Annotated in this window: 22 protein-coding genes and 1 tRNA gene; 12 read left to right on the forward strand and 11 right to left on the reverse strand. The window is 66.9% G+C overall.

Annotation, left to right across the window (positions count from 1 at the left end):
* Complete coding sequence (locus Q0Q36_RS06545; RefSeq protein WP_293796571.1) at positions 1-1,452, reverse strand: aromatic amino acid ammonia-lyase; 1,452 nt, start codon at positions 1,450-1,452, stop codon at positions 1-3.
* Between the two features lie 238 nt (positions 1,453-1,690).
* On the opposite strand from Q0Q36_RS06545, the gene Q0Q36_RS06550 reads away from it, so the two are divergent.
* The 5 genes from Q0Q36_RS06550 (at position 1,691) to Q0Q36_RS06570 (ending at position 6,145) form a co-directional block, all read left to right on the forward strand.
* Positions 1,691-2,560: a fumarate hydratase gene (locus tag Q0Q36_RS06550; RefSeq protein WP_293796573.1), complete on the forward strand. Its 870-nt coding sequence runs from the start codon at positions 1,691-1,693 to the stop codon at positions 2,558-2,560.
* On the forward strand, positions 2,557-3,198 hold the full coding sequence (locus tag Q0Q36_RS06555; protein ID WP_293796575.1) for a fumarate hydratase C-terminal domain-containing protein: 642 nt from the start codon (positions 2,557-2,559) through the stop codon (positions 3,196-3,198). Before Q0Q36_RS06550 ends, Q0Q36_RS06555 begins: the two co-directional genes overlap by 4 nt.
* Positions 3,195-4,178, forward strand: coding sequence for an NAD(P)H-quinone oxidoreductase (locus Q0Q36_RS06560; protein WP_293796578.1), 984 nt, complete (start codon positions 3,195-3,197; stop codon positions 4,176-4,178). The genes Q0Q36_RS06555 and Q0Q36_RS06560 overlap by 4 nt, the downstream gene beginning before the upstream one ends.
* Before the next feature lie 92 nt (positions 4,179-4,270).
* A complete protein-coding gene (locus Q0Q36_RS06565; RefSeq protein ID WP_293796581.1) occupies positions 4,271-5,074 on the forward strand; it encodes a DNA-binding transcriptional regulator in 804 nt (267 codons plus the stop codon).
* Between the two features lie 84 nt (positions 5,075-5,158).
* On the forward strand, positions 5,159-6,145 hold the full coding sequence (locus tag Q0Q36_RS06570) for a tripartite tricarboxylate transporter substrate binding protein (protein WP_293796583.1): 987 nt from the start codon (positions 5,159-5,161) through the stop codon (positions 6,143-6,145).
* A gap of 66 nt (positions 6,146-6,211) precedes the next feature.
* Here Q0Q36_RS06570 and Q0Q36_RS06575 read toward each other — a convergent pair whose 3' ends face one another.
* Genes Q0Q36_RS06575 through Q0Q36_RS06585 form a run of 3 tightly spaced genes read right to left on the reverse strand, consistent with a single transcriptional unit; the run spans position 6,212 to position 8,893 of the window.
* Positions 6,212-7,144 carry a DUF6282 family protein gene (locus Q0Q36_RS06575; protein ID WP_293796585.1) on the reverse strand — a complete coding sequence of 311 codons (933 nt, stop codon included), beginning with the start codon at positions 7,142-7,144 and terminating at the stop codon, positions 6,212-6,214.
* Positions 7,145-7,155: 11 nt separating this feature from the next.
* Positions 7,156-8,079 carry a hypothetical protein gene (locus tag Q0Q36_RS06580; protein WP_293796587.1) on the reverse strand — a complete coding sequence of 308 codons (924 nt, stop codon included), beginning with the start codon at positions 8,077-8,079 and terminating at the stop codon, positions 7,156-7,158.
* Positions 8,080-8,092: 13 nt separating this feature from the next.
* Complete coding sequence (locus Q0Q36_RS06585) at positions 8,093-8,893, reverse strand: aldolase/citrate lyase family protein (RefSeq protein WP_293796590.1); 801 nt, start codon at positions 8,891-8,893, stop codon at positions 8,093-8,095.
* Between the two features lie 183 nt (positions 8,894-9,076).
* Here Q0Q36_RS06585 and Q0Q36_RS06590 point away from each other — a divergent pair, with 183 nt between their 5' ends.
* Both Q0Q36_RS06590 and Q0Q36_RS06595 read left to right on the forward strand, forming a co-directional pair.
* On the forward strand, positions 9,077-10,087 hold the full coding sequence (locus Q0Q36_RS06590; RefSeq protein WP_293796593.1) for an amino acid ABC transporter substrate-binding protein: 1,011 nt from the start codon (positions 9,077-9,079) through the stop codon (positions 10,085-10,087).
* Positions 10,088-10,158: 71 nt separating this feature from the next.
* Complete coding sequence (locus Q0Q36_RS06595) at positions 10,159-11,241, forward strand: Ldh family oxidoreductase (RefSeq protein WP_293796595.1); 1,083 nt, start codon at positions 10,159-10,161, stop codon at positions 11,239-11,241.
* Positions 11,242-11,258: 17 nt separating this feature from the next.
* Here Q0Q36_RS06595 and lhpH read toward each other — a convergent pair whose 3' ends face one another.
* Together lhpH and putA are read right to left on the reverse strand one after the other, a co-directional pair.
* Positions 11,259-12,266, reverse strand: a complete 1,008-nt coding sequence (lhpH, locus tag Q0Q36_RS06600) for a trans-3-hydroxy-L-proline dehydratase (RefSeq protein ID WP_293796598.1) — start codon at positions 12,264-12,266, stop codon at positions 11,259-11,261.
* An 87-nt stretch (positions 12,267-12,353) separates the two neighbouring features.
* Positions 12,354-16,055 carry a trifunctional transcriptional regulator/proline dehydrogenase/L-glutamate gamma-semialdehyde dehydrogenase gene (putA, locus tag Q0Q36_RS06605; protein ID WP_293796600.1) on the reverse strand — a complete coding sequence of 1,234 codons (3,702 nt, stop codon included), beginning with the start codon at positions 16,053-16,055 and terminating at the stop codon, positions 12,354-12,356.
* Positions 16,056-16,203: 148 nt separating this feature from the next.
* Between putA and Q0Q36_RS06610 the strand changes: the two genes are divergently transcribed.
* Positions 16,204-16,680 carry an Lrp/AsnC ligand binding domain-containing protein gene (locus tag Q0Q36_RS06610; RefSeq protein ID WP_293796719.1) on the forward strand — a complete coding sequence of 159 codons (477 nt, stop codon included), beginning with the start codon at positions 16,204-16,206 and terminating at the stop codon, positions 16,678-16,680.
* A gap of 98 nt (positions 16,681-16,778) precedes the next feature.
* Here Q0Q36_RS06610 and Q0Q36_RS06615 read toward each other — a convergent pair.
* Positions 16,779-16,854: transfer RNA gene (locus Q0Q36_RS06615), tRNA-Ala, on the reverse strand.
* A 119-nt stretch (positions 16,855-16,973) separates the two neighbouring features.
* On the opposite strand from Q0Q36_RS06615, the gene Q0Q36_RS06620 reads away from it, so the two are divergent.
* Positions 16,974-17,264: a YggT family protein gene (locus tag Q0Q36_RS06620; RefSeq protein WP_265056692.1), complete on the forward strand. Its 291-nt coding sequence runs from the start codon at positions 16,974-16,976 to the stop codon at positions 17,262-17,264.
* A 141-nt stretch (positions 17,265-17,405) separates the two neighbouring features.
* Entirely contained in the window at positions 17,406-19,001 is a 1,596-nt protein-coding gene (locus Q0Q36_RS06625) for a gamma-glutamyltransferase (RefSeq protein WP_293796605.1), read from the forward strand.
* A 50-nt stretch (positions 19,002-19,051) separates the two neighbouring features.
* On the opposite strand, the gene Q0Q36_RS06630 is transcribed toward Q0Q36_RS06625, so the two are convergent.
* Positions 19,052-20,635: an ABC transporter substrate-binding protein gene (locus Q0Q36_RS06630; RefSeq protein ID WP_293796607.1), complete on the reverse strand. Its 1,584-nt coding sequence runs from the start codon at positions 20,633-20,635 to the stop codon at positions 19,052-19,054.
* A 44-nt stretch (positions 20,636-20,679) separates the two neighbouring features.
* A complete protein-coding gene (locus Q0Q36_RS06635; RefSeq protein ID WP_293796609.1) occupies positions 20,680-22,173 on the reverse strand; it encodes an amidase in 1,494 nt (497 codons plus the stop codon).
* 133 nt (positions 22,174-22,306) lie between these two features.
* Between Q0Q36_RS06635 and Q0Q36_RS06640 the strand changes: the two genes are divergently transcribed.
* Positions 22,307-22,648 carry a DUF167 family protein gene (locus Q0Q36_RS06640; protein WP_293796611.1) on the forward strand — a complete coding sequence of 114 codons (342 nt, stop codon included), beginning with the start codon at positions 22,307-22,309 and terminating at the stop codon, positions 22,646-22,648.
* A gap of 60 nt (positions 22,649-22,708) precedes the next feature.
* A complete protein-coding gene (locus Q0Q36_RS06645; protein WP_293796612.1) occupies positions 22,709-23,407 on the forward strand; it encodes a carbonic anhydrase in 699 nt (232 codons plus the stop codon).
* Between the two features lie 70 nt (positions 23,408-23,477).
* Here the strand turns inward: Q0Q36_RS06645 and Q0Q36_RS06650 are convergent, their stop codons facing one another.
* Both Q0Q36_RS06650 and Q0Q36_RS06655 read right to left on the reverse strand, forming a co-directional pair.
* The gene (locus Q0Q36_RS06650; protein ID WP_293796613.1) at positions 23,478-24,407 is read right to left on the reverse strand and encodes a site-specific tyrosine recombinase XerD; all 930 of its coding nucleotides are present in this window, start codon (positions 24,405-24,407) and stop codon (positions 23,478-23,480) included.
* Between the two features lie 256 nt (positions 24,408-24,663).
* Positions 24,664-24,816, reverse strand: a complete 153-nt coding sequence (locus tag Q0Q36_RS06655) for a histidine kinase (RefSeq protein WP_293796616.1) — start codon at positions 24,814-24,816, stop codon at positions 24,664-24,666.
* Positions 24,817-24,923: the final 107 nt, after the last annotated feature.

Genomic DNA, 24,923 nt, shown 5'->3' on the forward strand with positions numbered 1-24,923 from the left:
TCAGACGAGGTCCAGCATGGCCTGAAGCGCACTGCGGTGTTCCCCGAGATGCCGCAATAACGGATCGAGATGGGGCACGCGGTCGCCAGCCGCCGCGAAAGGCACCACCTCCCGCACCAGCGCATGAAGCTTGCCGGTGACGGCACCAAGCGGCGTCGCCTTGCGGATATCGACGGCCTGCGCGGCGACCATCAATTCGACCCCCGCGATCGACCGGCACAGCGACGCGACCTCCCCGGTCTTGCGCGCCGCGAGGCCGGCCATGCCGGCCCGGTCGAGATTCCCATTGGAGTGGCTGGAGCTGGCGAGTTCATGCACCACGGGCGCGGTCGCGAGGCGCGCCTCGGAGGTGATCGCCTTGTGGAACTGCGCCAGCCCGTTGAAACCGGGCAAGCCGACGCCGTCTTCCTCGATCAGCCCGACAGTCAGCCCCGACCAGAAGGAATCGACCTGCTTGGCGACGCGCTCAGCCGAGCTCGTCATCACCGGCGCGAAGCCGAGCCGCGCGATATCGAGCGCCATCGACAGCGAGACCGTGTCGAAATTCGCGACCGAGACCAGCGCCTGTTCCTCGATCGAGACGATCGGGTTGTTCTGGCTGGCGCTGAGTTCGGCCTCGACCTGTCCATAGGCGAAGGACAGGCTGTCGGCCGCCGTGCCATGGAGCAGCGGCAGCGAGCGAAAGCTCAGTGGATCCTGCAGATGGCGCGGTCCGCCCTTGGCGAAGAGATAGCTCCCAGCGAGATAGCCGCGAATACGGGTGCCATGCCGCTTGAGGCCGGCGAAAGGCCGCGACTGCAGGGCGGCGTTCGAGACGATGGAGGGATTGGCCGCGAAGCCTTCCATGCTGAACGCAGCGATCAGGCTCCACTGGTCGAGAACATCCCGCAAATCGGCCATGGCCAGCGCCGCCGTGCCGAGCGCGAGCGCGCTGGAATTCAGCATCGCCAGCGCCTCGCCGGCCTGCAATTCGATGTCGGAGTAGAGCGTCAGAGCCAGATCGGTGATCGGCGCCATGTCGCTCTGGCCCATCGAGCCCCAGATATGGACGTCGATCTGACGATCCGCGTTCAAGGCGGCAACCAGTCGCTCGGCGAGCAGCGGCCGGACGCCGAGACGCCCGCTCGCCATCGAATTGAGCAGAACCGCCATCATCGCCCGCACGGCCTCATGTGGCGCCAGCGGACCATGCGCGACGTTATGGGTTAGCAGCAGGCGGCGGTTGAACTCGCCGATCCGGTCGTGCGCCAACGGCACGCCGGTCTTGGCGCCGACGCTGGTGGTGACGCCATAGACTTTCTCGCCGCGCGCCACGGCGCCATCCACGACGGCGCGGGCCGCCTTCATCCGCTCGACCGCCTCCGCCGTGAGCGAAACCGCCACCTTCTCCCGGGCAATGCGGACGAGTTGATCGATCGTGAGGTCGAAACCTGTGATGTCGACATGGCTCATGGCAATTACCTCCCCAGCACGACCGCCTGACATTCGGAGAGTTTCTCCGCCACCCGGCCTGTTCTTCAGCGCGCGAACGCAACACCGTATGCGCAGCCCTGACCGATTCCGTGATGGCCGGGAAGCACGCGCATGCGACCGGGAAACGCTTTCGTTTCATTCATTGAAATAGAGCACGGCCGCACGGCCGCTCGCCCCGGATCCGCTAGTTTCAGATCATTGAAACGGGCTTGAGCGCATGGCGATCACCTACGATCTGGTCAAGGAGGTCACCGCCAATCTCTATGATTGGTCGCTGCGCCGCATCCCGGAATCCTCAAAGGCCGAGTTTCGCAAGGCGCTGGCGACAGAAACCGAACCGCAGGCGCGCCAGACGCTGGCCTTCATGCTCGACAGCGCCGAACGCGCCGAACAGACCGGCAAATTCCTCTGCTCCGATGCCGGCGTGCCCTCATACACGCTCAAGATCGGCTCCGGCGCCCGGATGCAAGGCGATATCCGCCAGGCCATCGTCGACGGCTTCGCCGATCTCGTCCGCACGATCCAGCCGCCGCTCCTGCGCTTCGTCACCAATCCCCTGACCAATGAGCGCAGCTTCCACGGCAAGGACATGCCGCTGGTCTCCTGCGAGTTGATCGGTGATGTCGACTATCTCGACATCACCTGCGCGCCCAAGGCGCTCGGCGGCGGGCGCTGGGCCGCGATCGAGACGCTGGTCAGCCCGAGCCTGGAGGAGATCGAGCGCTGCATTCTGGAGCTCGTCCTGCGTGCCGGCGGACAGCATTGCCCGCCCGTCGTGATCGGCGTCGGCATCGGCGGTACCTTCGACCATGCCGCCAAGCTCTCCAAGGACGCGACGTTACGACCCTTCGGCGAGCGCAATCCCGAGACGATGGTTGCCGAGATGGAGGAACGCCTGACCCGCGCGGTCAACCAGATGGGCTTCGGCCCGATGGGCGTCGGCGGCTCGACCACGACCTTCGGCGTCCATATCGAGTACGCCTCGGGCCATGGCTTCACGCCGATCGCAGTCTCCTTCAATTGCTGGATCAACCGGCGCACCCGCGCGCGCATCCATAATTCCGGCGTGGTGGAGCGGATCGAATGACGACCCCGTCGCTCCGCCGCCTCACCCTGCCCCTGTCCCGCGAAGACGCGCGATCGCTGAAGCTCGGCGAGGTCGTGCTGCTCGACGGCGACGCGGTCGCGACCGTCGGCATGCCCACGCAGAAGCGCATGGTCGCGGAACTCGCAGCCGCCCGCGAACTGCCCCTGCCACTGCGCGGCGGCGCCTTCTTCCACATGGGCGTGAGCTATGAGGAAGCCCCGAACGGCCCCGGCCCGCTGCATTACGTCAACCCGACCACGTCGAGCCGCTTCGACCATCTGATGCCGACCTTGATCCGGACGCTTGGCCTCAGCGCGACCGGCGGCAAGGGCGGGCTCGGGCGTGAAAGCGTCGAAGCGATGCGCGACATCGGCTGCGTCTATTTCTCCTTCGTCGGCGGCGCTTCCGCGCTGCTGAGCCAGGGCGTCCAGGCCGTGACGGATTGCGCCTGGACCGACCTGATCATGCAGTTCCGCCTGAACCGCATCCGGCTCGACGGCTTCGGCCCCGTGATCATCGCCATCGATGCGCACGGCAACTCGATCTACGAGCGCCTGATGGCATCGGCGCGCGAACGGATGCCCGACATCCTGCAATCGCTTCACCCCTCTGCGGGCAACAACGAGACATCGCGATGAAAGTGATCGAAATCACCCGGCCCGGCGGCCCAGAGGTCCTGGCCTTCGGCGAACGCCCGCGGCCCGAGCTCGGCCCGAACGACGCGCTGATCCGCGTCCGCGCCGCCGGCGTCAACCGCCCCGATATCCAGCAGCGCCGCGGGCTCTATCCGCCACCGCCCGGCGCGACCGACCTGCCTGGTCTCGACGTCTCCGGCGTGGTCGAGGCGGTCGGCGCCGATGTCGCCTGGCCCAAGGTCGGCGACAGCGTCTGCGCGCTGGCCAATGGTGGCGGCTATGCCGAGTTCTGCGTGGTGCCGGCTTCGCAATGCCTGCCCTTGCCGGATGGTTTCTCCTTCGCGCAGGCCGCCGCGCTGCCGGAAGTCTTCTTCACCGCCTGGAACAACGTGATCTGGCTCGGCCGACTGGCCGAAGGCGAGACCTTGCTGGTCCAGGGCGGCACCAGCGGCGTCGGCATGGCCGCGATCCAGCTCGCCAAGCAGCTTAGAGGCGCCCGCGTGATCGCGACCGCGGGCTCGGCCAAGAAACGCGCTGTCAGCCTGGAGATCGGAGCCGATTACGCCGTCGATTATCGCGCCGACTGGGTCGCCGAGATCGAGGCTGCGATCGGCAAGGAAAAGGTCGATGTCGTGCTCGACGCGCAGGCCGGCCCCTATACCGAAATGCAGCTCGGCCTGCTCGCGCCGGACGGGCGCGTCGTCCTGATCGCGAGCCATCTCGGTCAGACCGCGGAGGTGAATGTCCGCAACATCGTCCGCCGCAGGCTGACCCTGACCGGCTCGACGCTACGCCCGCGCACCGCCGCCTATAAGGGCCGGATCGCCATGGAGCTGGTCGATCAGGTCTGGCCCCGGCTCGCGGACGGCAGAATCCGCAGCCATATCTGCGCGACCTTCGACTGGGCCGATGTCCGCGACGCCCATGCGTTGATGGATGCGGGCGAGCAGATCGGCAAGGTCGTCCTGACCATGCCGGGCTGAGTATCGCGGAGCAAAGCCTCAAAAACTGCAAGCAAGCGCTGCGGGTTCTGCTCTAGTGTCGGCCTTCGTTGTCGTCACGCCGGACCCGCAGATTGTTCTCCTTCGCCCCCGTTCAATCCGTCCTCAAGGCGCTCAAGCTGCTCACCGAGGTCAATCGCTCCAGCCCGGCGACCGTGGGCGAATTGCATCGCCGCACCGGCCTGCCGAAGCCGACCATCGTGCGCCTGCTGGAGACGCTGATCGAGGCCGGCTATGTCAGCCGCGACGAGCGCATGCGCGGCTATCTCGTCACCTCGCAGGTCACGCAGCTAAGCTCGGGTTTCCATGGCGCGCCGATGGTGATCGAAGCCGCGCGCCCCTGGGCGACGGCGCTGACCCGCCAGATCAAGTGGCCCTGCGCCGTCTGCCTGCTCGACTACGACGCCGTCATCGTCCGCTTCAGCACGATTCCGGACAGCCCGATCTCGCCCTTCCACGCCACGCTCGGCTATCGCCTCAGCCTCGGCGGGCGGGCGCTCGGACGCGCCTATCTCGCCTTCTGTCCGGATGAGGAGCGTGCCGTGCTGCTCGCGGCAATGCGGGCCTCCTCCGACGCTGAAAACAGCAGCCTCGCCGACGAGGATATCGAGCGCCTGATCGCGCAGGCCCGCTGGCGCGGCTATACCGAGCGGGACAGCACAGCCGAGCCGCGCAACTCGGCGACGATCGCCGTGCCGATCAAGCTCGGCGAACGGGTGCTCGCGACCTTCGGCGTCACCTTCTTCCGCGCGGCTGTCGCCAATCCCGAGGACAAGGCGCGCATCATCCATCCCTTGAAGAAGGCGGCCGCCAGCATCGAGGCGCAGTTGGAAGCGCTCTCGCAATCCATGGGCGTCGCGTTTCAAGGAGAGAAATGATGCCCCATTTCCAGAGCCCGTCGACGGCTCGCTCCTAGTCTTCGCGCAACGCGTCCGCAGCGGCGCCTTGGGAGGAGATTTCAGATGCAGCGACAGCTCTCACGCCGCCATGTCCTGGCTGGCATCGCCGGAGCGAGCGTTTTCGCAGGCCGTTCGCAGGCTCTCGCCGATACCTGGCCGAGCCGCGCGACCAATATCGTCGTGCCCTTCCCGGCGGGCGCCTCGACGGACGTCGTCGCCCGGCTTCTGGCGGAGCGGCTGCGCGCCGAACTGGGACAGGGCTTCGTCGTCGAGAACAAGACCGGCGCCGGCGGGAATATCGCCGCCAGCAGCGTCGTCCGCTCAGCGCCCGACGGCTACACCCTGATGTTCTCGTCCTCGGGCCCGCTCGCGACCAACAAGCTGCTCTACAAGACGCTCACCTTCGATCCGCTGACCGATTTTACGCCGATCGCCCTGCTCGGCGATGTCCAGGGCATCGTAGCGGTGCATCCTTCGCTGCCGGTGAAGTCCTTCGCGGAGCTCGTCGCCTACGGCAAGGCCAATCCGGGCAAGCTCACCTTCGGCAGTCCCGGTTTCGGCCTGATGGGCCACATGGCCGGCGAACTGATCCAGCGCAAGGCCGGCTTCCAGATGACGCATGTGCCCTATCGCGGCTCGGCGCCGCTCGCGACCGACCTGCTCGCCGGGACCGTCAATGTCGCGATCGATTTCATCCCGACCTATATCCCGCAGATCAAGACCGGCGCGATCCGCGGGCTCGCCGTCACCAGCGACCAGCGCGCACCGCAACTGCCCGATATTCCGACGCTCGCGGAAGCAGGCCTGCCCGATATCAATGCCACCGGCTGGTTCGGGCTCGTCGGCCCCAAGGGCCTGCCGGCTCCGATGGTGACGCGGCTGGCTTCGATTACGCGCGCCTACATTGACAGTGCGGAAGGTCGCCAGAAGCTCGACGTCATCGGCGTGCGCGCCCGCACCGGCGATGCCGAGGCGATGCGGACGGCGCAGGCCATGGAGATTGCCCGATGGGCCGACGTGATCAAGGCTGCGGGCATTTCACTCGATTGAGCCGCGAAGCAGCCTGACGTCAAAACAGGGCGGCCCGGGACAACCCGGGCCGTTTTTCGTTTGTCCTCAGGCGGCCTGATCGAGCCCCAGCAATTCCGCGGCATGGCCACCGGTCATCCGCTTGATCTCGGCCTCGGTGAACTGCAGGTCGAGCAGATGGCCGACGATCTCGCGATAGCCGTCGACCGGACGCGGCGAGCCGGTGAGGCCGAGATCGGAGCAAAGCACCGTCTTGTCGACGCCGGCGACCTCGATCACCCGGCGCAGTTCCGGCGGATCGAATTTCTTCGACTTGCCCTCGACGAACATGCAGATCGAATGCTCCATCACCGCGCCGAGATCGACGAGATGGCGGATTTCAGCATCGCTGCAATGATTGACCATGTAGGTCGGGTGATTGACGAGCAGCTTCTTCACGCCACGGGCCTTCGCCTCCTCGAACACAGCGAAAAGCTCGGGCGTCGAGAGATGGCCACCGGCCAGGATGATATCGCCCTCAGCGATCAGATCGAGGATTACTTTGACCTCGTCGATCAACTTGCCGTCCGGGCCGAAGGCCGTCAGCGGGATCGGATCGAGCATCTTCTGCGCGGTCTTGGGAAAGGTCTTCACCGCGCCGGAGGCGAGCACGTCGATATGGTTCTTGGCCGAGAGTGTCGGCAGCCAGACGATCTTGCCGCCGAGCTTGATCGCATGGTCGACGGCATGCGGATTGAAGCCGCCCGAGGCGTTGTTCAACGCGATGCCGGAAAACAGCCTGACGCCGGTATTCGGCACGAGCTTCTCCAGCAGGATCGCATGCGCGGTACCCAGGTAGAAATGGTCCTTGTACACGACGGCGCGGAACTTCGCTTCGGCGGCGTCCAGCATTGCCTCGTGATGGTCGAGGATGCGCGGCATCGCAGCCGGGCCGCTATGGCAATGCAGGTCGACGGCACCGACCAGAAGATCGGCGATCTGGCGGCTGCGCGCATCGGCATTCGTGACAGTGGCATTCATGTCCGTGGCCCTCATGCGGTTTCGCCGGGCATCGGATAATCCGCGGCGTTGATGACCCAGCCGGGCTTCAGCGAGAAGTCCAGGCGAGGCGGGGAGAAGATGTCGATCATCTGGTTCAGGCCCGGCAGGACCGAGCGCGAGGTATGGATCGACGGCGGCGGGATCACGGTGAGCGAGGGCGCGGCCATCAGCTCGTGCTCGTCCTCGCGCCAGATGCGCATGTCCGGCGTCCAGGGCCAGCGGATGTCGTGGATATAGCCGCCGTCGATAACCAGCGAGCCCTGCTCGAAATCGTCATGATGGTGCGGCGAGAGCGTGGTGATGTCGCGCAGGCCGAAGCGCGGGTCGAGCATGTTCACCATCAGCGTCGTGCAGCGGAAGATGCTGCCGAAGCGCCCCGTGCCGCCGGCATCGACATCGAGGCTGTAGGATCGGACCTTCCAGCCGCCACGCGGTTCCGGCCAGGGCTTGAGCAGCGCGACATTGACATGGGGCTCGGCATAGGACGCCGCGTTGGAGCAGGCGGCCGCGAGGTCGGGCGCCGCGCTGGAAAAGATGCGGATCAGGCGCCCCTTGCCGGCCACCATCACCTTCGACGCGCCGGGCGGGATAAAGGCGATCGAGCGGCCGGACACCTCGACCGTCTCACCACCAGCCGTGACCGTTGCGCCAAGCGTCTCCTCAGGCAGGATCAGGCAGTATTCGTCGGGCTGCGCCGGGCGGGCCAGGGAGGCACCAGCCTCGACATCGGAATAAGCGACGATGAAGTTCTGCCCGCGCGCCAGCCAGGTCTTGAACCCGGCGCCGGCCTGCTGCGGTTCCTCGGCATAGAAGCGGGCATAGTCGGCCCCGGCATAGGCCTTGACCGCAGGCGCCTTGCCCGCTGGCTGTGTCGCCAGTTGCGAGCGCGGATCGCTGGAAGGATAGCTGGACACGGGTTCGGTTCTCCTATCGCGCGGCGGCGGCTTCGACCCGGCTCCGGGCGGCCTGCATCTGTGAGAGGGTGTCGCTCGCGGCCTTGCGCAGGAACCCCTGATCCGAGGAAAGGATGAAGGCGCTGGCGCCGCGCTCGGCGAAGGCGGCGGATTCCTCGCCGTTGTCGGTCATCACGCAGACCGGCTTGCCGGCAGCCTTCGCGGCCCGGAAGATCGTGTCGACCGCGTCGCGGACGACCGGCGCATCGCGGGTGGGGGCTCCGAAGGCAACCGTCAGGTCACCTCGACCGATGAAGACGGCATCGAGCCCTTCGACCGCGAGGATCGCGTCGATCTTCTCAAGCGCCGACGAGTCTTCGATCATCGCGATGGTCGCGACGGCGGCGTCCGAGGCGTCGACGAGGTCCCACATCTTCGAGCCCCCATAGCGGCCGGCACGGGTGACGCCCGAAAAGCCGCGTTTGCCGCCGCGGTAGCGGCAGGCCGCGACCAGCGCCTCGGCATCGGCGACCGTGGCGATATGGGGCGCAAGCACGCCCTCGGCGCCGCAATCGAGCACCGCGAGGATCGCATCTGCCGAGAGCGTGGGAACGCGGACGACACCGGCGATGCGCGCGGCACGGGCCGCCAGCAGCGCGATATCGGTCGTGTTGCGGTCGAAAGGCGCATGCTCCTGGTCGACGACGACGAAATCGTAGCCGGAAGCCCCAAGGATTTCGGTCGCATGGGCGGTCGGCGTCTTGATGAAACTCCCGGCCAGGAAGGCGCCGCTGAGCAGGCGCTGACGGAAGCTGTTCGGTGCGGGAGTCTGCATGCTGCGGCCTGCCGGTTTCGATGGTCGTGATGATGGGCACGACCAGCACCGATCGCCGTCGGAATTGGCTTCGTTTCATTTTGCGAAATGCATCGACACTGGCCTGCCCCTGGGTCAGAAAGCCGACAGGATCGCGCAGGGATCAACGAAACGGCGGATCGTACCGTCTGAAAGGCCATCGCAATGAAGAAGCGCCTCCTGCTGCTCGCCGGCATGCTCGCCGCCTCCGCCCTGCCCGCCGCCGCCGGCACGCTCGAAAACGTCCGGAACCGTGGCGAGCTGGTCTGCGGCGTCAGCCCGGGCGTGGCCGGCTTCTCCGTGCCCGACGAGAAGGGGCTCTGGGGCGGCTTCGACGTCGATATCTGCCGCGCGGTCGCGGCCGCCGTCTTCGGCGATGCCAAGAAGGTGCGCTTCACCCCGCTCAGCCCGAAGGACCGCTTCGTCGCACTGCAGACCAGCGAGATCGACGTGCTCTCCCGGCAGGCGACCTGGACGCTGGGGCGCGATACCCAGATGGGCCTGCGTTATGTCGGCATCGGCTATTACGATGGCCAAGGCTTCATGGTCCGCAAGTCCGCGAACATCGCCTCGGCCAAGGACCTGAACGGCGCCTCGGTCTGCGTGCCCACTGGCACCACGACGGAGCTCAACATCGCCGATTATTTCCGGGCGAACGGCATGAAATACGAGGGCGTCGCCTTCGAAGCCGGCGACCAGGTCGCGAAAGCCTTCGAATCCGGCCGCTGCGACGTGTTCAGCAACGACGTCTCTGCGCTCTCCGCCTATCGGCTGAAGCTGGTCAACCCGGCCGAATACGTCATCCTGCCCGAGCTGATCTCGAAGGAGCCGCTCGGTCCCGTCGTGCGCCAGGGCGACGAGACCTGGACCAGCATCGTGCGCTGGGCGCTCTACGGCATGATCGTGGCCGAGGAGCTGGGCGTCACCTCAGCCAATGCCGATCAGCTCAAGACCAGCGGCTCGCCCGAAGTGCAACGCTTGCTCGGCAGCAACGGCAATTTCGGAGAATCGATGGGTCTGAAGCAGGATTGGGCCCTGCAGATCGTCAGGCAGGTCGGCAATTACGGCGAGGTCTACGAGCGCAATGTCGGTACGGGCTCGAAGCTCGGCATCGCCCGCGGCCTGAACAAGCTCTGGACCCAGGGCGGCCTGCAATACGCCCCGCCTGTGCGCTGAGCGCCGCTTTCGACAACCTGGCGACCACGCCCGGCCTCAGCGCCGGGCGTCTTTGCATCGAGGACAGGCTGATGGCGGCTTCGAACACCTATCCCGCGGAGAGCCTGAAAAGCTTCGCCGTAGCACTGCTCGAAGCGGCCGGCGCGCCGCCCGACAATGCCGCGATCGTGGCCGAGGCGCTGGTCGAGGCCGATAGCGAGGCCCTGCCCTCGCACGGGCTGCTGCACCTGCCGATGTACCTCGCCCGGATCGCGGGCGGTTCCGTCGATCCGCGCGCCACCGGCGAGATCGTGGTGGATCAGGGCGCGCGCCTGACGATCGATGCCTGCAATGGGCTGGGGCAGGTTACCGCGGAAACGGCCAGCGACATCGCGATCGCCCGCGCCGAGGCCCATGGTCTCGCGCTGGTCGCCGTCCGCAACGCCTTCCATTTCGGCGCCGCCGGCCGTTTCGCCCGCAAGATCGCGCTCTCCGGACAGATCGGCATCGTCATGGCGAATACGCGCCCGATGCTGCCCGCCCCCGGCGGAACGGAGGCGGTCGTCGGCAACAACCCCCTCGCCATCGCAGTCCCGACCCATGACGAGCCCATCGTCCTCGATTTCGCGATGAGTGCCGGTGCCATGGGCAAGATCAGGCTGGCAGCAGGCAAGGGCGAGCCGATTCCCGAAGGCTGGGCGCAGACGACTGACGGCCTGCCGACGCGCGACGCACTGGAAGCGCTCAAGGGCACGCTGCTGCCGGCAGCCGGCGCAAAGGGCTTCGGGCTCGCGCTGATGATCGACCTCATCGCCGGAGGCCTCTCTGCCGGCGGCATGGGCGAAGCCGTGCAGCCGCTTTATGGCGACATGGCTCGCCCTTATGACAGCGCCAACCTGTTCCTGGCGATCCGGATCGAGGGTTTGCGGCCCCCTGCGGATTTCGCCGCGGCTGCATCGGGCCTGACCGATCGCATCCGCGCCTCGCGTGGCGCGCCCGGAGCGGCTCCTGTCCGAGTCCCCGGCGATCGCGCAGCCCAGGCGCGCAGCCGCTTCGAAGGCCACTGCCCTCTCGGATCGGAGACGCTCGAAGCGCTGCGAAGCCATGCCAGCCGGCTCGGCGTCGCGTTTCCAACAGCCCTTCTCGCGGCTGGCGTTCCACCCACCCGCAGCTGACGCCGCTTCGGGACGCCCTATCGCAGCAGGAAGCCCTGCCGCAGCGGGTCGTCTCGGTCGATGAACCATGTCGCCTGGCCACAGAGATGGGCGCTGCCCGAAACCTCGGGGATGACCGCGTCGATCGCTCCTAGTTTCGTCTCCTGCAGTACCCGCCCCGTCATGATCGAGCCGACGATGGATTCGTTGACCAGAACCTGGCCGGGCTTGAGCAGCCCCTTGGCATGGAGCAGCGCGGTCCGTCCGGCGGTGCCGGAGCCGGTCGGCGAGCGGTCGAGCTGCCGGTCGGCGAAGATGCAGCAATTGGCCTGCGTCGCCTTCAGGTCGAGCGGATCGCCGTCGATGATCGTGCCGTAGATATGGTTCAGCTCCGGGATGTCCGGATGCACGACCGGGAAGGCCTTGTTGGCGGCGATCTTCACCTCGGCGCCGAAGCGGATCAGCGCCTCGGCGTTCTCCCGGCGGATCGCGAGGCCGAAGGGGCGGCCATCGGTGTAGAAATAGAAGGCGCCGCCGAAGGCGATGTCGCCGGTGACCTTGCCGAAGGTAGGCGTCTCCACGGAGACGTCGCGATGGACGAGATAGGAAGGCACATTGACGAAGCGCACGCTGGCCGCGCGCTTCCCGTCCCAGGTGACGAAGGCCTCGATGAAGCCGCAGGGCGCATCGATCCCGACCCGCGTTTCCGGCTCCGTGCGCTTCACCCAGCCGAGTTCGACCGCGGCGGTCGCGAGCGCGATGACGCCATGCCCGCAATGATCGCTATAGCCCTCGTTATGGACGAAGATGACGCCGAAATCGGCCTCGGGCGAGACCGGCTCGGTCAGGTAGCCCGCATACATGTCGGCATGGCCGCGCGGCTCGAAGATCAGCGCCTGCCGGACCTCATCGATATTATTCTTCACCCAATCGCGCCGCTGGACGATCGTCTTGCCGGGCAATCGCGGCAGCCCGCTCGTCACGATCCGGAAGGGCTCGCCGCCGGTATGGGCCTCGACGGTCTGGATGACGCGATCGGCCTGCATCGTTCCCCCCTGGTATCGCGCTGCCTCGGTGCAGCCTTGAGCAGGTCCGGGCGCCATCCGCAAGGCGTCCGGACCTGCGTTTGCGCCTCAGCCGATCGTCATCAGGCTGGCATTGCCGCCGGCCGCGGTGGTGTTGATCGAGGTTGAAACCTCCTCCAGCAGCCAGTTCAGGCAATAGGCATCGGGATGGCGCTTCAGCTCCTCCGTGCTCGCTGCCTGCACCAGCACGAGCGGGCCGGACAATCCGGCGATCCGGCGGTTCACCTCGCCGATCCGCTTGGTGTCGCCCTCGACCAGCGCGCCCGAGAACGGGCCGTCAGCCTCCCAGTCCGAGGTCCAGCTGACGCGGACTTCCACAGCCGCCGGGAGACCCGACAGCGCGCCCTTCAACCCGGAAGCCGCATCGATGATCAGCTGGTTGCCCGTCGCCAGAGCCGCCGCGACCTGCTGGTAGAGGCCCGCTTCAGTCTGCGGCACGAGCAGGATGCGGCCGCGTGGATGCAGCGCATAGAGATTGCGCTCGCCGACCGGACCGGCCAGTTCGACATGCAGGCCGAGCGCGGAATGGCCGCCGATCTCGCGGGCGGCATCGGCTTCCGCCTTCAGCCCCTTGCCCGAAAGCCAGGCGGCGTATTCGAGCAAAGCCGGATCGGTATGGACCGAGCTGTGCTGCGGCGGGATCGGCGCCTTGCGCACGAGGCGGCCGATATAGAGTGGCCCGCCCGCCTTCGGCCCGGTGCCGGAAAGGCCCCGCCCGCCGAAGGGCTGCACGCCGACCACCGCGCCGATGATGTTGCGGTTCACGTAGAGATTGCCCGCCTTGATGCGGCTGGTGACATGGGCGATCGTCTCGTCGAGCCGGGTGTGAAGGCCGAAGGTCAGGCCGTAGCCCGAGCCATTGACCTCGTCGATCAGCTTGTCGAGATCGTCGCGCTGATAGCGGATGACGTGCAGCACGGGGCCGAACACCTCGCGCTTCAGATCGGTCAGGCTCTTCAATTCGACGATGGTCGGCGGCACGAAGGTCCCCTTCGCCGCGGCGTCCGGCAGCGGGAGCTGCTCGACCTTGCGGCCGAGGCCGCGCATGCGCTCGACATGCTCGTCGATCTCGCGCTGGGCACCCTCGCTGATCACCGGGCCGATATCGACGCTGAGCCTGTCGGTGCGCCCGATCGTGAGCTCCTTCAGCGCGCCCTGCAGCATGTTGAGCGTGCGGTCTGCGATATCCTGCTGCAGGCAGAGCACGCGCAGGGCCGAGCAGCGCTGTCCGGCGCTGTCGAAGGCCGAGGCGATGACGTCAGCAACAACCTGTTCGGCCAGCGCCGAGGAATCGACGATCATACCGTTCTGGCCGCCGGTCTCGGCGATCAGCGGGATCGGCTTGCCCTCGGCCGAGAGGCGCTCGGCAAGCTGTGCCTGGATGCCGCGCGCGACCTCGGTCGAGCCGGTAAACATCACGCCGGCCGTCTCGGCCGCGCCGACCAGAGCGGCGCCGAGGCGCCCGCTGCCCGGCGTGAACTGCAAGGCACCGCGCGGCACGCCGGCCTCGTGCAGGATCTTGACGCTCTCATGCGCGATGATCGGCGTGACGCCGGCGGGCTTCGCCATCACCGCATTGCCGGCGACGAGCGCCGCCGCGACCTGCCCCGTGAAGATCGCCAGCGGGAAGTTCCACGGGCTGATGCAGACGATCGGTCCGAGCGGGGCATGCGTCGGCCCCAGCGTCTTGCGCGCCTGGTCGGCATAGTAGCGCAGGAAGTCGATGGCCTCGCGGACCTCGCTCACAGCATTGGCGGCCGATTTTCCGGCCTCGCGCATGGCGATGCCCATCAGCGTCTCGATGCGCGCCTGCATGATATCGGCGGCGCGGTCGAGACAGGCAGCGCGCTCGGCCGGGGGCACGGCGGCCCAGGCCTTGCCGCCCTCGGCCGCGAGACGCGCGATCTTGGCGGCTTCCTCGACCGCAAGCTCGGTGACCTGCCCGACGACGTCGGAATGATCGGCCGGGTTCAGGATCGGGCGCGTGGTGCCGGCGGTCGAGTTGTCCGCCAGCAACGGCACGGCATGCCAGCTTCGCTTGACCGTGGCAGTGAGATTGCCGGCAAGCTCCGCGAGGGCCACCTCGTTCGAGAGGTCGATACCCCTCGAATTGGCGCGGTCGGCGCCATAGAGGTCTTCCGGCAATGCGATCTGCTCATGCATCATGCCGATGACCGGCATCGCCTCGACGACATCGACGGGATCGGCGACGAGCGAGTCGATCGTCACCTTCGGATCGGAGATGCGGTTGACGAAGGAGGAGTTCGCGCCGTTCTCGAGCAGGCGCCGCACGAGATAGGCCAGCAGTGTCTCATGCGTGCCGACCGGCGCATAGATGCGGCAGGGCCGGTCGAGATTGTCCTTGCCGACGACCTCGTCATAGAGCGGCTCGCCCATGCCGTGCAGGCACTGGAACTCGTATTTGCCGACGGCGAAGTCGTTGCCGGCGAGATGATAGATCGTCGCCAGCGTCTGGGCGTTATGCGTGGCGAATTGCGGGAAGACCGCGTCCGGCGCCGCCAGCAGCTTGCGGGCGCAGGCGACATAGGCGACGTCGGTATGGACCTTGCGGGTATAGACCGGGAAATCGGCGAGGCCGTCGACCTGGGCGCGCTTGATCTCGGCATCCCAATAGGCGCCCTTGACCAGGCGCACCATCATGCGCCGGCCCGCGCGACGGGCGAGATCGATGATCCAGTCGAGCACGAAGGGGCAGCGCTTGCCATAGGCCTGCACCACGAAGCCGAGACCGTTCCAGCCCTTCAAGCCATCGTCGAAGCTCAGCGCCTCCAGCAGGTCGAGCGAAAGCTCCAGCCGGTCGGCTTCCTCGGCATCGATATTGAGGCCGATATCGTAGCTCTTGGCGATCAGCGCGAGCTCGCGCACCTGCGGCAGCAGCTCGCTCATGACGCGGCCGACCTGCGCGCGGCTATAGCGCGGATGCAGCGCCGAGAGCTTGATCGAGATGCCCGGCCCTTCATAGACGCCGCGCCCGTTCGCCGCCCGGCCGATGGCATGGATCGCGTTCTCGTAGTCGCGGTAGTAGCGGGCGGCATCGGCGGCGGTCGTCGCGGCCTCGCCGAGCATGTCGTAGGAATAGCGGAAGCCGCGGGCCTCCAGCGGCTTGGCACGCTTCAGCGCCTCGTCGATCGTCTCGCCGGTGACGAACTGCTCGCCCATCATCCGCATCGCCATGTCGACGCCGCGGCGGATCACCGGCTCGCCCGCGCGGGCGATGAGGCGTGTCAGGGCAGCGGCGAGGCTGCGGTCATTGACGGTGGAGGTCAGCTTGCCGGTGACGACGAGGCCCCAGGTCGCGGCATTGACGAAGAGCGACTTGCCGCCACCGACATGGGATTTCCAGTCGCCATCGGCGATCTTGTCGCGGATCAGCGCATCGCGCGTCGCCGTGTCCGGGATGCGCAGCAGCGCCTCGGCAAGGCACATCAGCGCCACGCCCTCCTGGCTGGAGAGCGAATATTCCTGGACCAGCCCCTCGACGCCGGTGCCCTTGTGCTTGGCCCGCAGCGCCTCGATCAGCTTGCGCCCCGTGCGGGCGATCTCCTGCTTGCTCGCCGGCGGCAGCTTCGCAGCAACCAGCAAAGGTGGCAGGCACTCGGTCTCGGGGCGGCGATAGGCGGCGGTGATCGCCTGGCGCAGCGGCGACTGCTCCCGGATCGGCGGGGCGAAACCCGTGAAGGCGGCCGGGTCGGCTTTGGCGTCGAGTGCGGCAGCGGTGGCTTGGCTCATGGCGGTTCCCGGCGGGTTCGAGCACGACGGGCCGAGGGCGATACCCTCTCCCGTTCTTTGCGCGGGAGTTTATCACGAGCACGATTCTCACGCGGTCCAATTTTCGCTATCCTGTAGTCCATTCGGACTTCAGATTTGGAGAGTGGAATTGAAAAGGTCCAAGGAAACGCCAATCGAAGGCGATCTGGACGCGCTCGATCGCAAGATTCTCGATGTCCTCAGGGAAGACGGCCGGATATCGATAGCCGAGCTCGGCGCGCGGATAGGCCTCTCGAAGACGCCCTGCCAGATCCGGTTCCGCAGACTGCTCGATGATGGCTACATCGAAGGCTTCCGGGCGACGCTCAATCCGGCGAAGCTCAAGCTCGATCACATCGCTTTCGCCGAGGTGAAGCTTTCGGACACCACCGAAAAGGCGCTGATGAAATTCAACGAGGAGGTAAAAAAGATCCGCGAGGTGGAGGAATGCCACATGATCGCAGGGCGCTTCGACTATCTCCTCAAAATCCGGACGCCGGATATCCGGCGCTACCGAGCCGTACTGGGCGAGAAGATCTCGAATCTGCCCCATGTCGCGAACACCTCGACCAACGTCGCGATGGAGACTGTCAAGGAGACCTGGTGACGGTGCGTGGCACGGCCGTATCGAGCGTCGGGAAAGCTGGAATCAGCGCAGGCCGCTCGTGGAGAGCGATCCAACATCAGCGTCTAGGTGGAAGGCCTTGGTGGAGCTGAGGGGATTCGAACCCCTGACCTCTGCAGTGCGATTGCAGCGCTCTCCCATCTGAGCTACAGCCCCAAGGCGCTGGCCTTCTAGGCTGTGCGTCGCGTGGATGTCAATCACTTCCGCCATCTGATTTTGGCGCAAGCGGGGGATATTCCGCGTCACCTTTCCGGACAGGCCTAAAAGGAAGCCCGATGCGTGCCGTTCTCGACGTGATCATGATCGCGCTGAACCTCTATATCTGGGTTCTGATCGCTTCGGCCGTACTGAGCTGGTTGATCGCCTTCAATGTCGTCAACACGCGAAACCAGTTCGTCTCCACCGTCTGGGATGTGCTTTATCGCGTGACCGAGCCCGTGTTACGGCCGATTCGCGAGCGCCTGCCCAATCTCGGCGGCCTCGACATCTCGCCGATCATCCTGCTGCTGATCATCTACTTCATCCAAAGCGTGATCACGCATTATCTCTACCCCAACGTGTTCTGACCCGGGCATCGGACCGGTAGGGCGCATGGCGACCATTCGCGCCCTGCGCCCGGCGCGGCCCTCGATCCGCCACGACGCATTCGACGCCATGCCGGGCGGTATGCAGTATGGCGACCTCGCAAATCTGTTCGAGGTCGCCGCATGGCCGCTACCCCCGCCCCCTATCGCAGCCAGAACTGGGCTCTGACCAAACCTGCCGCGCGCGGCAGGCACGGCATCGTCGTCTCGCAGAGCCGTGAGGCCGCGGAAGCCGGGACCGCGATCCTCGAGCAAGGCGGCAATGCTGCCGACGCCGCCGTCGCCGCCTGCTTCGCGCTCGCCGCGGTCGAGCCCTGGAACAGTGGGCTCGGGGGCATCGGCTTCGCGGTGGTGCTCAAGGCCGGCGATAGCCGCGCGCAGGTCGTCGATTTCGGGCCGGTCGCACCGCGCCGTGCCGATCCCGCCGACTACCCCCTCACCGGCGAGATGAAGAAGGACCTCTTCACGTGGCCCGAGGTGGTCGGTGACCGTAATATCCACGGCCCCCTCTCCTTCGTCACGCCCTCCTCCGTCGCCGGTTATGCCAAGCTCAAGGAGGCCTTCGGCTCGAAGCTGCCGCTCGCCGACATCCTCGCGCCGGCCATCGCGCTCGCCAAGCGCGGCCTGCCGGCCGACTGGTACACGACGCTGAAGATCGCCTCCTCGGCGTCGGTCCTGCGCCTCTATGCGGAAAGCGCGCGCATCTACCTGCCCGGCGGACTGCCGCCGGTGCCACCCTATCAGGGCGTTCCGGGCTTCATGAAGCTGGGCAATCTCGGCGACACGATCGAGCGGCTGGCCAAGGCCGGACTCGAGGACTTCTACCGCGGCGATGTCGCCAACCGGCTCGTGGCGGATATCGCCGCGGCAGGCGGCGTGGTCGACGCCCAGGACTTGGCGAACTGCAAGGCCGAACTGCGCGACGCCCCGACGATCGACTGGCGCGGCAGCCACCTCATTCACACGGCCGGCGGCCTGACCGCTGCGCCGACGCTGGAGCGCGTCGTCGCCGGCATGGCCGATGCCTCGCTCGAGGGCGACGGCCCATCGGCCGCCTGGTTCGCCCAGCTCTCGCGCGTCATGCGCGAGGCTTACAAGGAGAGGCTCGAGGGCCTCGGCGCCGCCGTGACGGCCAAGGAGCCGGGCGATACCTGCACCACCCATCTCACCGTGGTCGATGGCGAGGGCAATCTCGTCACCGTCACCACGACGCTGCTCTCCTCGATGGGCAGCCGCGTCGTGCTGCCCTCGACCGGCGTGCTGATGAACAACGGCATGATGTGGTTCGATCCGCGCCCCGGCAGCGCCAATGCAATCGCGCCCGGCGCCCGGCCGCTCTGCAACATGTGCCCGGTCGTGGTCACACCGAAGGATGGCGGCTGGCCGCGTCACGCGATGGGCTCCTCCGGCGGACGCCGCATCCTTGCCAGCGTCTACCAGACGCTGGCCTGGCAACTCGATTTCGACATGGGCACGGAAGAGACTGCGCATCAGCCGCGCATCGACGTCTCCGGCCCGGATTCGGCCAGCGCCGACCTGCGCCTGCCGGCCGAGACGCTGGCCGCTCTGGAAGCGGCGGGGCCGACCGCCATCGTCGAGCATAGCGTGTTGCCGATCAACTTCGCCTGCCCGAACTTCGTCCGTGTCGACAAGAGCGGCGCGGAAGGATCGAGCGACGCCGCCTCGCCCTGGTCGGCAGCGGTTGCCGCAAGGCGCTGAAACAAAAAAAGGGCGGCCGCAGCGGCCGCCCTCCTGCCTATTTTCTGCGATCAGCCCCGTTTCAGGCCCCACGGATAGGGCGCCGAGCCAGGAAGCATCCCGGTCATATCCTTGCGATAGGCCGTTCGGCTGAGGAACTGGCCGAGCGGAATGGTCGCCACCTCCTCCAGCGCCAGCCGGCCGAGCTGCTTGGCCGTCTCCTTCTGCGCCGCCTCGTCGGACGCATACAGCCAGGCTTCGGCGAGTTCCTCGGCCTTGTCGCTCTTCCACCAGCCGAACCAGCCCTTCTCGCCCTGACCGCGAATGATGGTCGACTGCGCGGGATCGCCCCAGCTGATCGCCGATCCGGTGGTGTGGAAGATGCTCCAGCCGCCCTTCTCGACCGCCTCGCGGCTGCCGCGGCGCTGCACGACGGTGCCCCAGTCGCTCGCCGCCATCTCGACATTCATCCCGAGCTTCTTGAGGAGCTCGAAGGTCACCTCGCCAAGCGGCCCGATATCGGGAAAGTCCGTCGGGTTGATGATGACGACCTTCTCGCCGTTATAGCCGGATTCCTTGAGTGCCGCCTTGGCCTTGTCGAGGCTCTGCGGCATCAGGTCTTCCTGTTCCCCCACATAGTACGGGGTGCCGCGCCACCATAGGCTGCGGCAGGTCTGCCAGAGCGAGGTGTCGTCGCCCTGGGTGGCGCGCATGTAGTCTTCCTGCTTGACCGCCATCCGCACCGCGGCGCGGATCTTCGGATTATTGAAGGGCGCCTGCAGATGGTTGAGGCGCATGATCGCGCCGCGGCCGGCCTTGTCGATCACCTCCTGTTTGATGTCCTGGCTGCCGGCCAGCATCGGCTGCAGGTCGGCGAGCGGGCGTTCCCACCAATCGATCTCGCCACGTGTCAGCGCCGCCGCGGCTGTCGCCGGATCGGGCAGGATGCTCCATTCGATCCGCTTGAAATGGGCGACCTTGCCGCCCGCGTTGCGGCTTGGCGGCTCGTTCCTCGGCTTGTAGCCTTCGAACTTCTCGTAGACGACCTTGCTGCCCGAGACATAGCCGGAGGGAACGAACTTGTAGGGACCGGAACCGACCATCTCGGTGACCTGCGTGTTGGCGTCGGTCTTCGCCAGGCGCTCAGGCATGATTACCGGCGGCTGGTCCGACTTGGCCAGGCACTCCAGCATCCGCGGGAAAGGCCGTTTGAGCTTGATCTCGATCGTGCGATCGTCGGGCGCACCCCATTCCTCGACCGCCCTGCCGAGCAGCTGGCCGTAGGGGTCGCGCTGCGTCCAGCGCTTGACGCTGGCGGCGCAGTCGATCGCCTTGACCGGCGTGCCGTCATGGAAGGTCAACCCCTCGCGCAGCTTGATGCGCCAGGTCTTGCCATCGGCCGAGACCTCGTGCCCCTCCGCCATCTGCGGCTGCGGCTTCAGGTTCTCGTCCGCCCCGTAGAGCATGTCGAAGACATAGTAACCGTGGTTGTTGGTGACGGTCGCTGTGGTCCAGACCGGGTCCAGCGCCGAGAGATTGGCCTGCGGCACAAACTTCATCAGCGTTGCACTGGCCTGCGCCGCGGCCGGCCGCGGCAGAGCCGGCCCGGCCAGACCGAGCGCGGCCGTCCCCATCAGAAAATCACGACGTTTCATCTGGTCTCTCCCCATTATGGTTGCTTTGGAATGTAGGCTCGGACTCAGGCGAAACCCATGAAATTCGGGCTCTCGCTGAGCGGCCGGGCCTTGGCGAGCTTCGCGAGGTCCGGCACCGGACGCGCGGTCAGAGGATCGCCCGCGAGCGCCGCTTCCAGTGCCGCCGCTACCGCCAGAACCTTGGCGTCGCCGCCACGCGGTCCGACGATCTGCAGGCCGAACGGCATGCCGTTGCGGTCGAGCCCGACCGGCAGCGAGATCGCGGGATGGCCGACGATGGTGACGGCATAGGCCGCCGCCAGCCAGTGGAAATAGGTCCGCGTCGGTTTGCCATCGATCTCGGACGGGAAGAGCTCGGTCCAGGGCCGCGGGCTCAATGTCACCGCCGGCGAGAGGATGACGTCATAATCGTCGAAGAAGCGCTGCCAGCGCTGGTAGATCCCCGTCTGCTGCTTCATCGCGCGGGTGACGTCGAGCGCCGAATAGCGCAAGCCCTCCTCGACATTGGCACGGACATTGGGCCCGACCATGTCCGGCGTCTCGCGCACCTTGTCGAGATGGGCCGCGAGGAAATTGCTCGCGCGCAGGATTTCGAACACCTCGTCCGTGCCCTCGCAATCCGGCGTGGCTTCCTCGGCAGCCCGGAACAGGTGGCTGAAGGCCTTGGTCTTGTCGAAGAACGTGTCGCGGATCAGCCGCTCGGTCGGGGCGAAGCCGAAATCCGGCGTCAGAGCCACCTTGAGCGAGGCGAGATCGATAGCATCGGGGCGGGCGAAATCCGCCGGCCGCCGCACGGTCCGGCCATGGATGGTGGTCGCCAGCGGATCGGCTGCGTTGTCGGAGACGATGGCGGAAAGCAACAGGCAGAGATCGGGCACATTGCGCGCCATCGGGCCGAGCACCGGCAGCGGCGACCAGCCGAGCTGACGCTTCTCGCTAGGCACGAGGCCGGGCGTCGGCCGAAAGCCGACGATGCCGTTGAAGGCGGCCGGATTGCGCAAGGAGCCGCCGGTATCGGAGCCGGTCGCGAGCGGCACCATGTTGGTGGCCAGCACGACGCCCGAACCGCCGGAGGAGCCGGCCGCGCTCTTCGAGGGATCGAACGGGTTGCCGGTCGCGCCATAGACGGCGTTGCGGGTATTGGCGCCGGCACCCCATTCGGGGGTGTTGGTCTTGCCGGCGACGATTCCGCCGGCCTTGCGCACGGAGGAGACGATGAGCTGGTCTTCCTTCGGCACGAAGTCGCGATAGAGCGCACTGCCATAGGTCGTGCGCAGGCCGGCCGTGTTCTCGAGGTCCTTGATGCCGACCGGGAGACCGTGCAGGGCACCCAGCGCATCGCCGCGCGCTGTCGCCTCGTCGGCCACGCCGGCATCCTTGCGCGCCTTGTCGTCGTCGCGCGCGACCATCGCGTTCACGGCGGGGTCGATCGCATCCATCCGGCGGATGCAGCTCTGGAGCAGTTCGCGGGCCGAGAGTTTCTTGGCGCCGATGAGGGCGCGCGCGGCAACGGCGCTGAGGTCGCAGGGTTCGGTCAAGACAGGTCACTCCGTTGCGCGCGGCCCGGCGCACGCGCTATGTCACGCCGGGTAATCCGCCCAGACTAGGCGACGAGACCGAGATGTCCATGTCCCGGCCGCGCATGGCCGCCCCTTCCCCATGGGAGGTCCGATGAGCAATCCGGGCGCCCGGCCCTGGCGGGAAACGAAAGAGGGCATCGCGCTCGATGTCCGTCTGACGCCGCGCGGCGGGCGCGACGCCCTCGACGGCGTCGAGACGCTCGCGGATGGCCGTGCCGTCCTGAAGGCGCGCGTCCGTGCCGCGCCGACCGAGGGAGAGGCGAACACGGCCTTGATCCGCTTGCTGGCACAGGAATTCGGGCTGCCCCGCTCGCAGGTGACGCTTGCCTCAGGTGCAACCGCCCGGCTGAAGACGATCGCCTTAAGCGGCAATCCCGCTGCTATCGCCACCATGCTCGAAACGCGCCTGGGCGCAGGCCGGCAGACGGGCTGAGCGATGCCGCACCGCAACATAGACTTGACGAAGCCGCCGGTTTCCTGTTCGAGAGAGGCTATGGACAAGCCTGCAGAGCCATTCCCGCAGCGCCTGACGGAAGGCTATCGTTCCTTCCTCGACGATCGTTTCATCCGCGAACAGAGCCGCTACGAAGAGCTCGGCGAGCACGGCCAGACGCCGCAGATCATGCTGATCGGCTGCTGCGACTCGCGCGTTTCGCCGGAAGTCATCTTCGATGCGAAGCCGGGCGAGATGTTCGTCGCGCGCAACATCGCCAATCTCGTGCCGCCCTTCCAGCCGGACGACCAGCTCCACGGCACCTCGGCCGCGCTCGAATACGCCATCCAGGCGCTCAAGGTGCAGCATATCGTCGTGCTCGGCCATGGCCGCTGCGGCGGCATCCGCGCCTTCGCCGACGATAGCCAGCAGGCGCTGTCGCCGGGTGACTTCATCGGCAAATGGATCACGCTGATCGGCCCGGCCGCCGAGCGCACCGGCGGGCGCGGCCGCAACGAGAATTTCGACGACTATCTCCAGCGCCTGGAGCTGGCTTCGATCCAGCAATCGCTCGCCAACCTGCGCACCTTCCCCTGCGTGCAGATCCTGGAGAGCAAGGGCCGCTTGCATCTGCACGGCGCCTATTTCGCCGTCGCGACCGGTGTGCTGATGATCCTGGACAACGCGACCGGCCAGTTCATCCCGGCTGTCGGCGAGATGCCCAAGCGCGTCCAGCAGATCCGCTGCTCCGAGGCGTGAGCTCAGCGCGTCATCCCGCATCTGCGCCGCAGCACTGCGTGCCGCGGCGCGTGCGGGATGACATCTCGCCTCACTCCCCATCCGAGAGGGGATGGAGATCGCGCACCATGCTCTTCAACCGCTCGTCGAGGACATGGGTGTAGATCTGCGTCGTCGCGATATCGGCGTGGCCCAGCAATTCCTGCACGACCCGGAGATCGGCGCCGTTCTGGAGGAGATGACTGGCGAAGGCATGGCGCAGGACGTGCGGGCTTAAGGCTGCGGCCGAGAGCCCAGCCGCCCCGGCCAGTGACTTGAGATCCCGGGCGAAGACCTGCCGCGTCAGATGCCCGCTCTCGCCTTCCGATGGGAAGAGCCAGCGACTATCCGCCGATCCAGTCTCCCTCAGCGCCTCCAACCAATCGCGGGCAGCCTGCCGCGCCGCATCGTTCAGCGGCACCAGACGCTCCTTGTCGCCCTTGCCGCGCACGATCAGGAAGCGTTCGCGCGTCGTCGCTGCCGACAATGGCAGCGCGATCAGCTCGGAAACGCGCAGGCCTGTGGCATAGAGCATCTCGACGAGGCAGCGCATGCGCAGGGCCTTGAGCCGGGCCGCCTTCGATATCTCCTCCCGCTCGTAAGCGGCCCGCGCTGCCTCCAGCAGGCGGTCGACATCGGCGACCGTCACCACTTTGGGCAGGGGCCGGCCCAGCCGCGGCCCGGCGATTGCGGCCGATGGATCGGAGCCCGCCAGCCCTTCCGTGTAGAGGAAACGGTGGAACTGACGCACGGCCGAGAGCCGGCGCGCTGCCGAAGACGCCTTGAGACCGCGCGCGGCGAGATCGGCGAGCCAGCCGCGGATATCCTCGGCCGCGGCGTCGCCCGGCGCCTTGCCGCCCAGGAATTCGAGATAATCCGCGATGTCGCGCTCATAGGCGTCGAGCGTGTTGCGCGCCGCGCCGCGCTCGGCAGCGAGCATGTCGAGGAAGGCGTTGAGCCTCTGGCGTCCCAACCGGCTCATTGAGGGCCTCTAACAAAACTGGGAGGGGTCTCGACGCCGGCAATTCGTCCGCTCCGCCAGGAGCGGGGTGAAGCCGATACCGTTGGTATCGGCAAGCGCCGCGACGCCGCGGGCGGTCGAATTCCCGGCGCCGAAGGTGGGCTTTGGAGGGCCGCCTGCGGCGTCGGAGCGACTTGCCGATATCGAGAGATATCGGCGGCGCGCTCCTCCTGGCATTCGGCTCCTCCAAAGCCCATCGAGACCCCTCCCAGTTTTGTTAGAGGCCCTTAGGTTGCAATTTGGACGGCGGCACGATCTCGATCATCGCCCGCTGGACCGGCTGGACGAAAGTGACGAGCGCGATCATGCCCCCGAAGATCAGCCCGGCGATGATCGCGATGAAAGCCAGGAAACGGAACAGCGTCGGCACGTCGGGCGGACTCTCGCAATCGCTTGCGGTGCGCGATCCCGGCACCGGACCTGAGTATCCCCGATCACAACCGGCCCGCGCAAGAGCCAGCGAGCCTCAGCCCGTGT

Origin of the sequence: uncultured Allobosea sp. (assembly GCF_945957345.1) — a bacterium.
GTDB lineage: Bacteria > Pseudomonadota > Alphaproteobacteria > Rhizobiales > Beijerinckiaceae > Allobosea.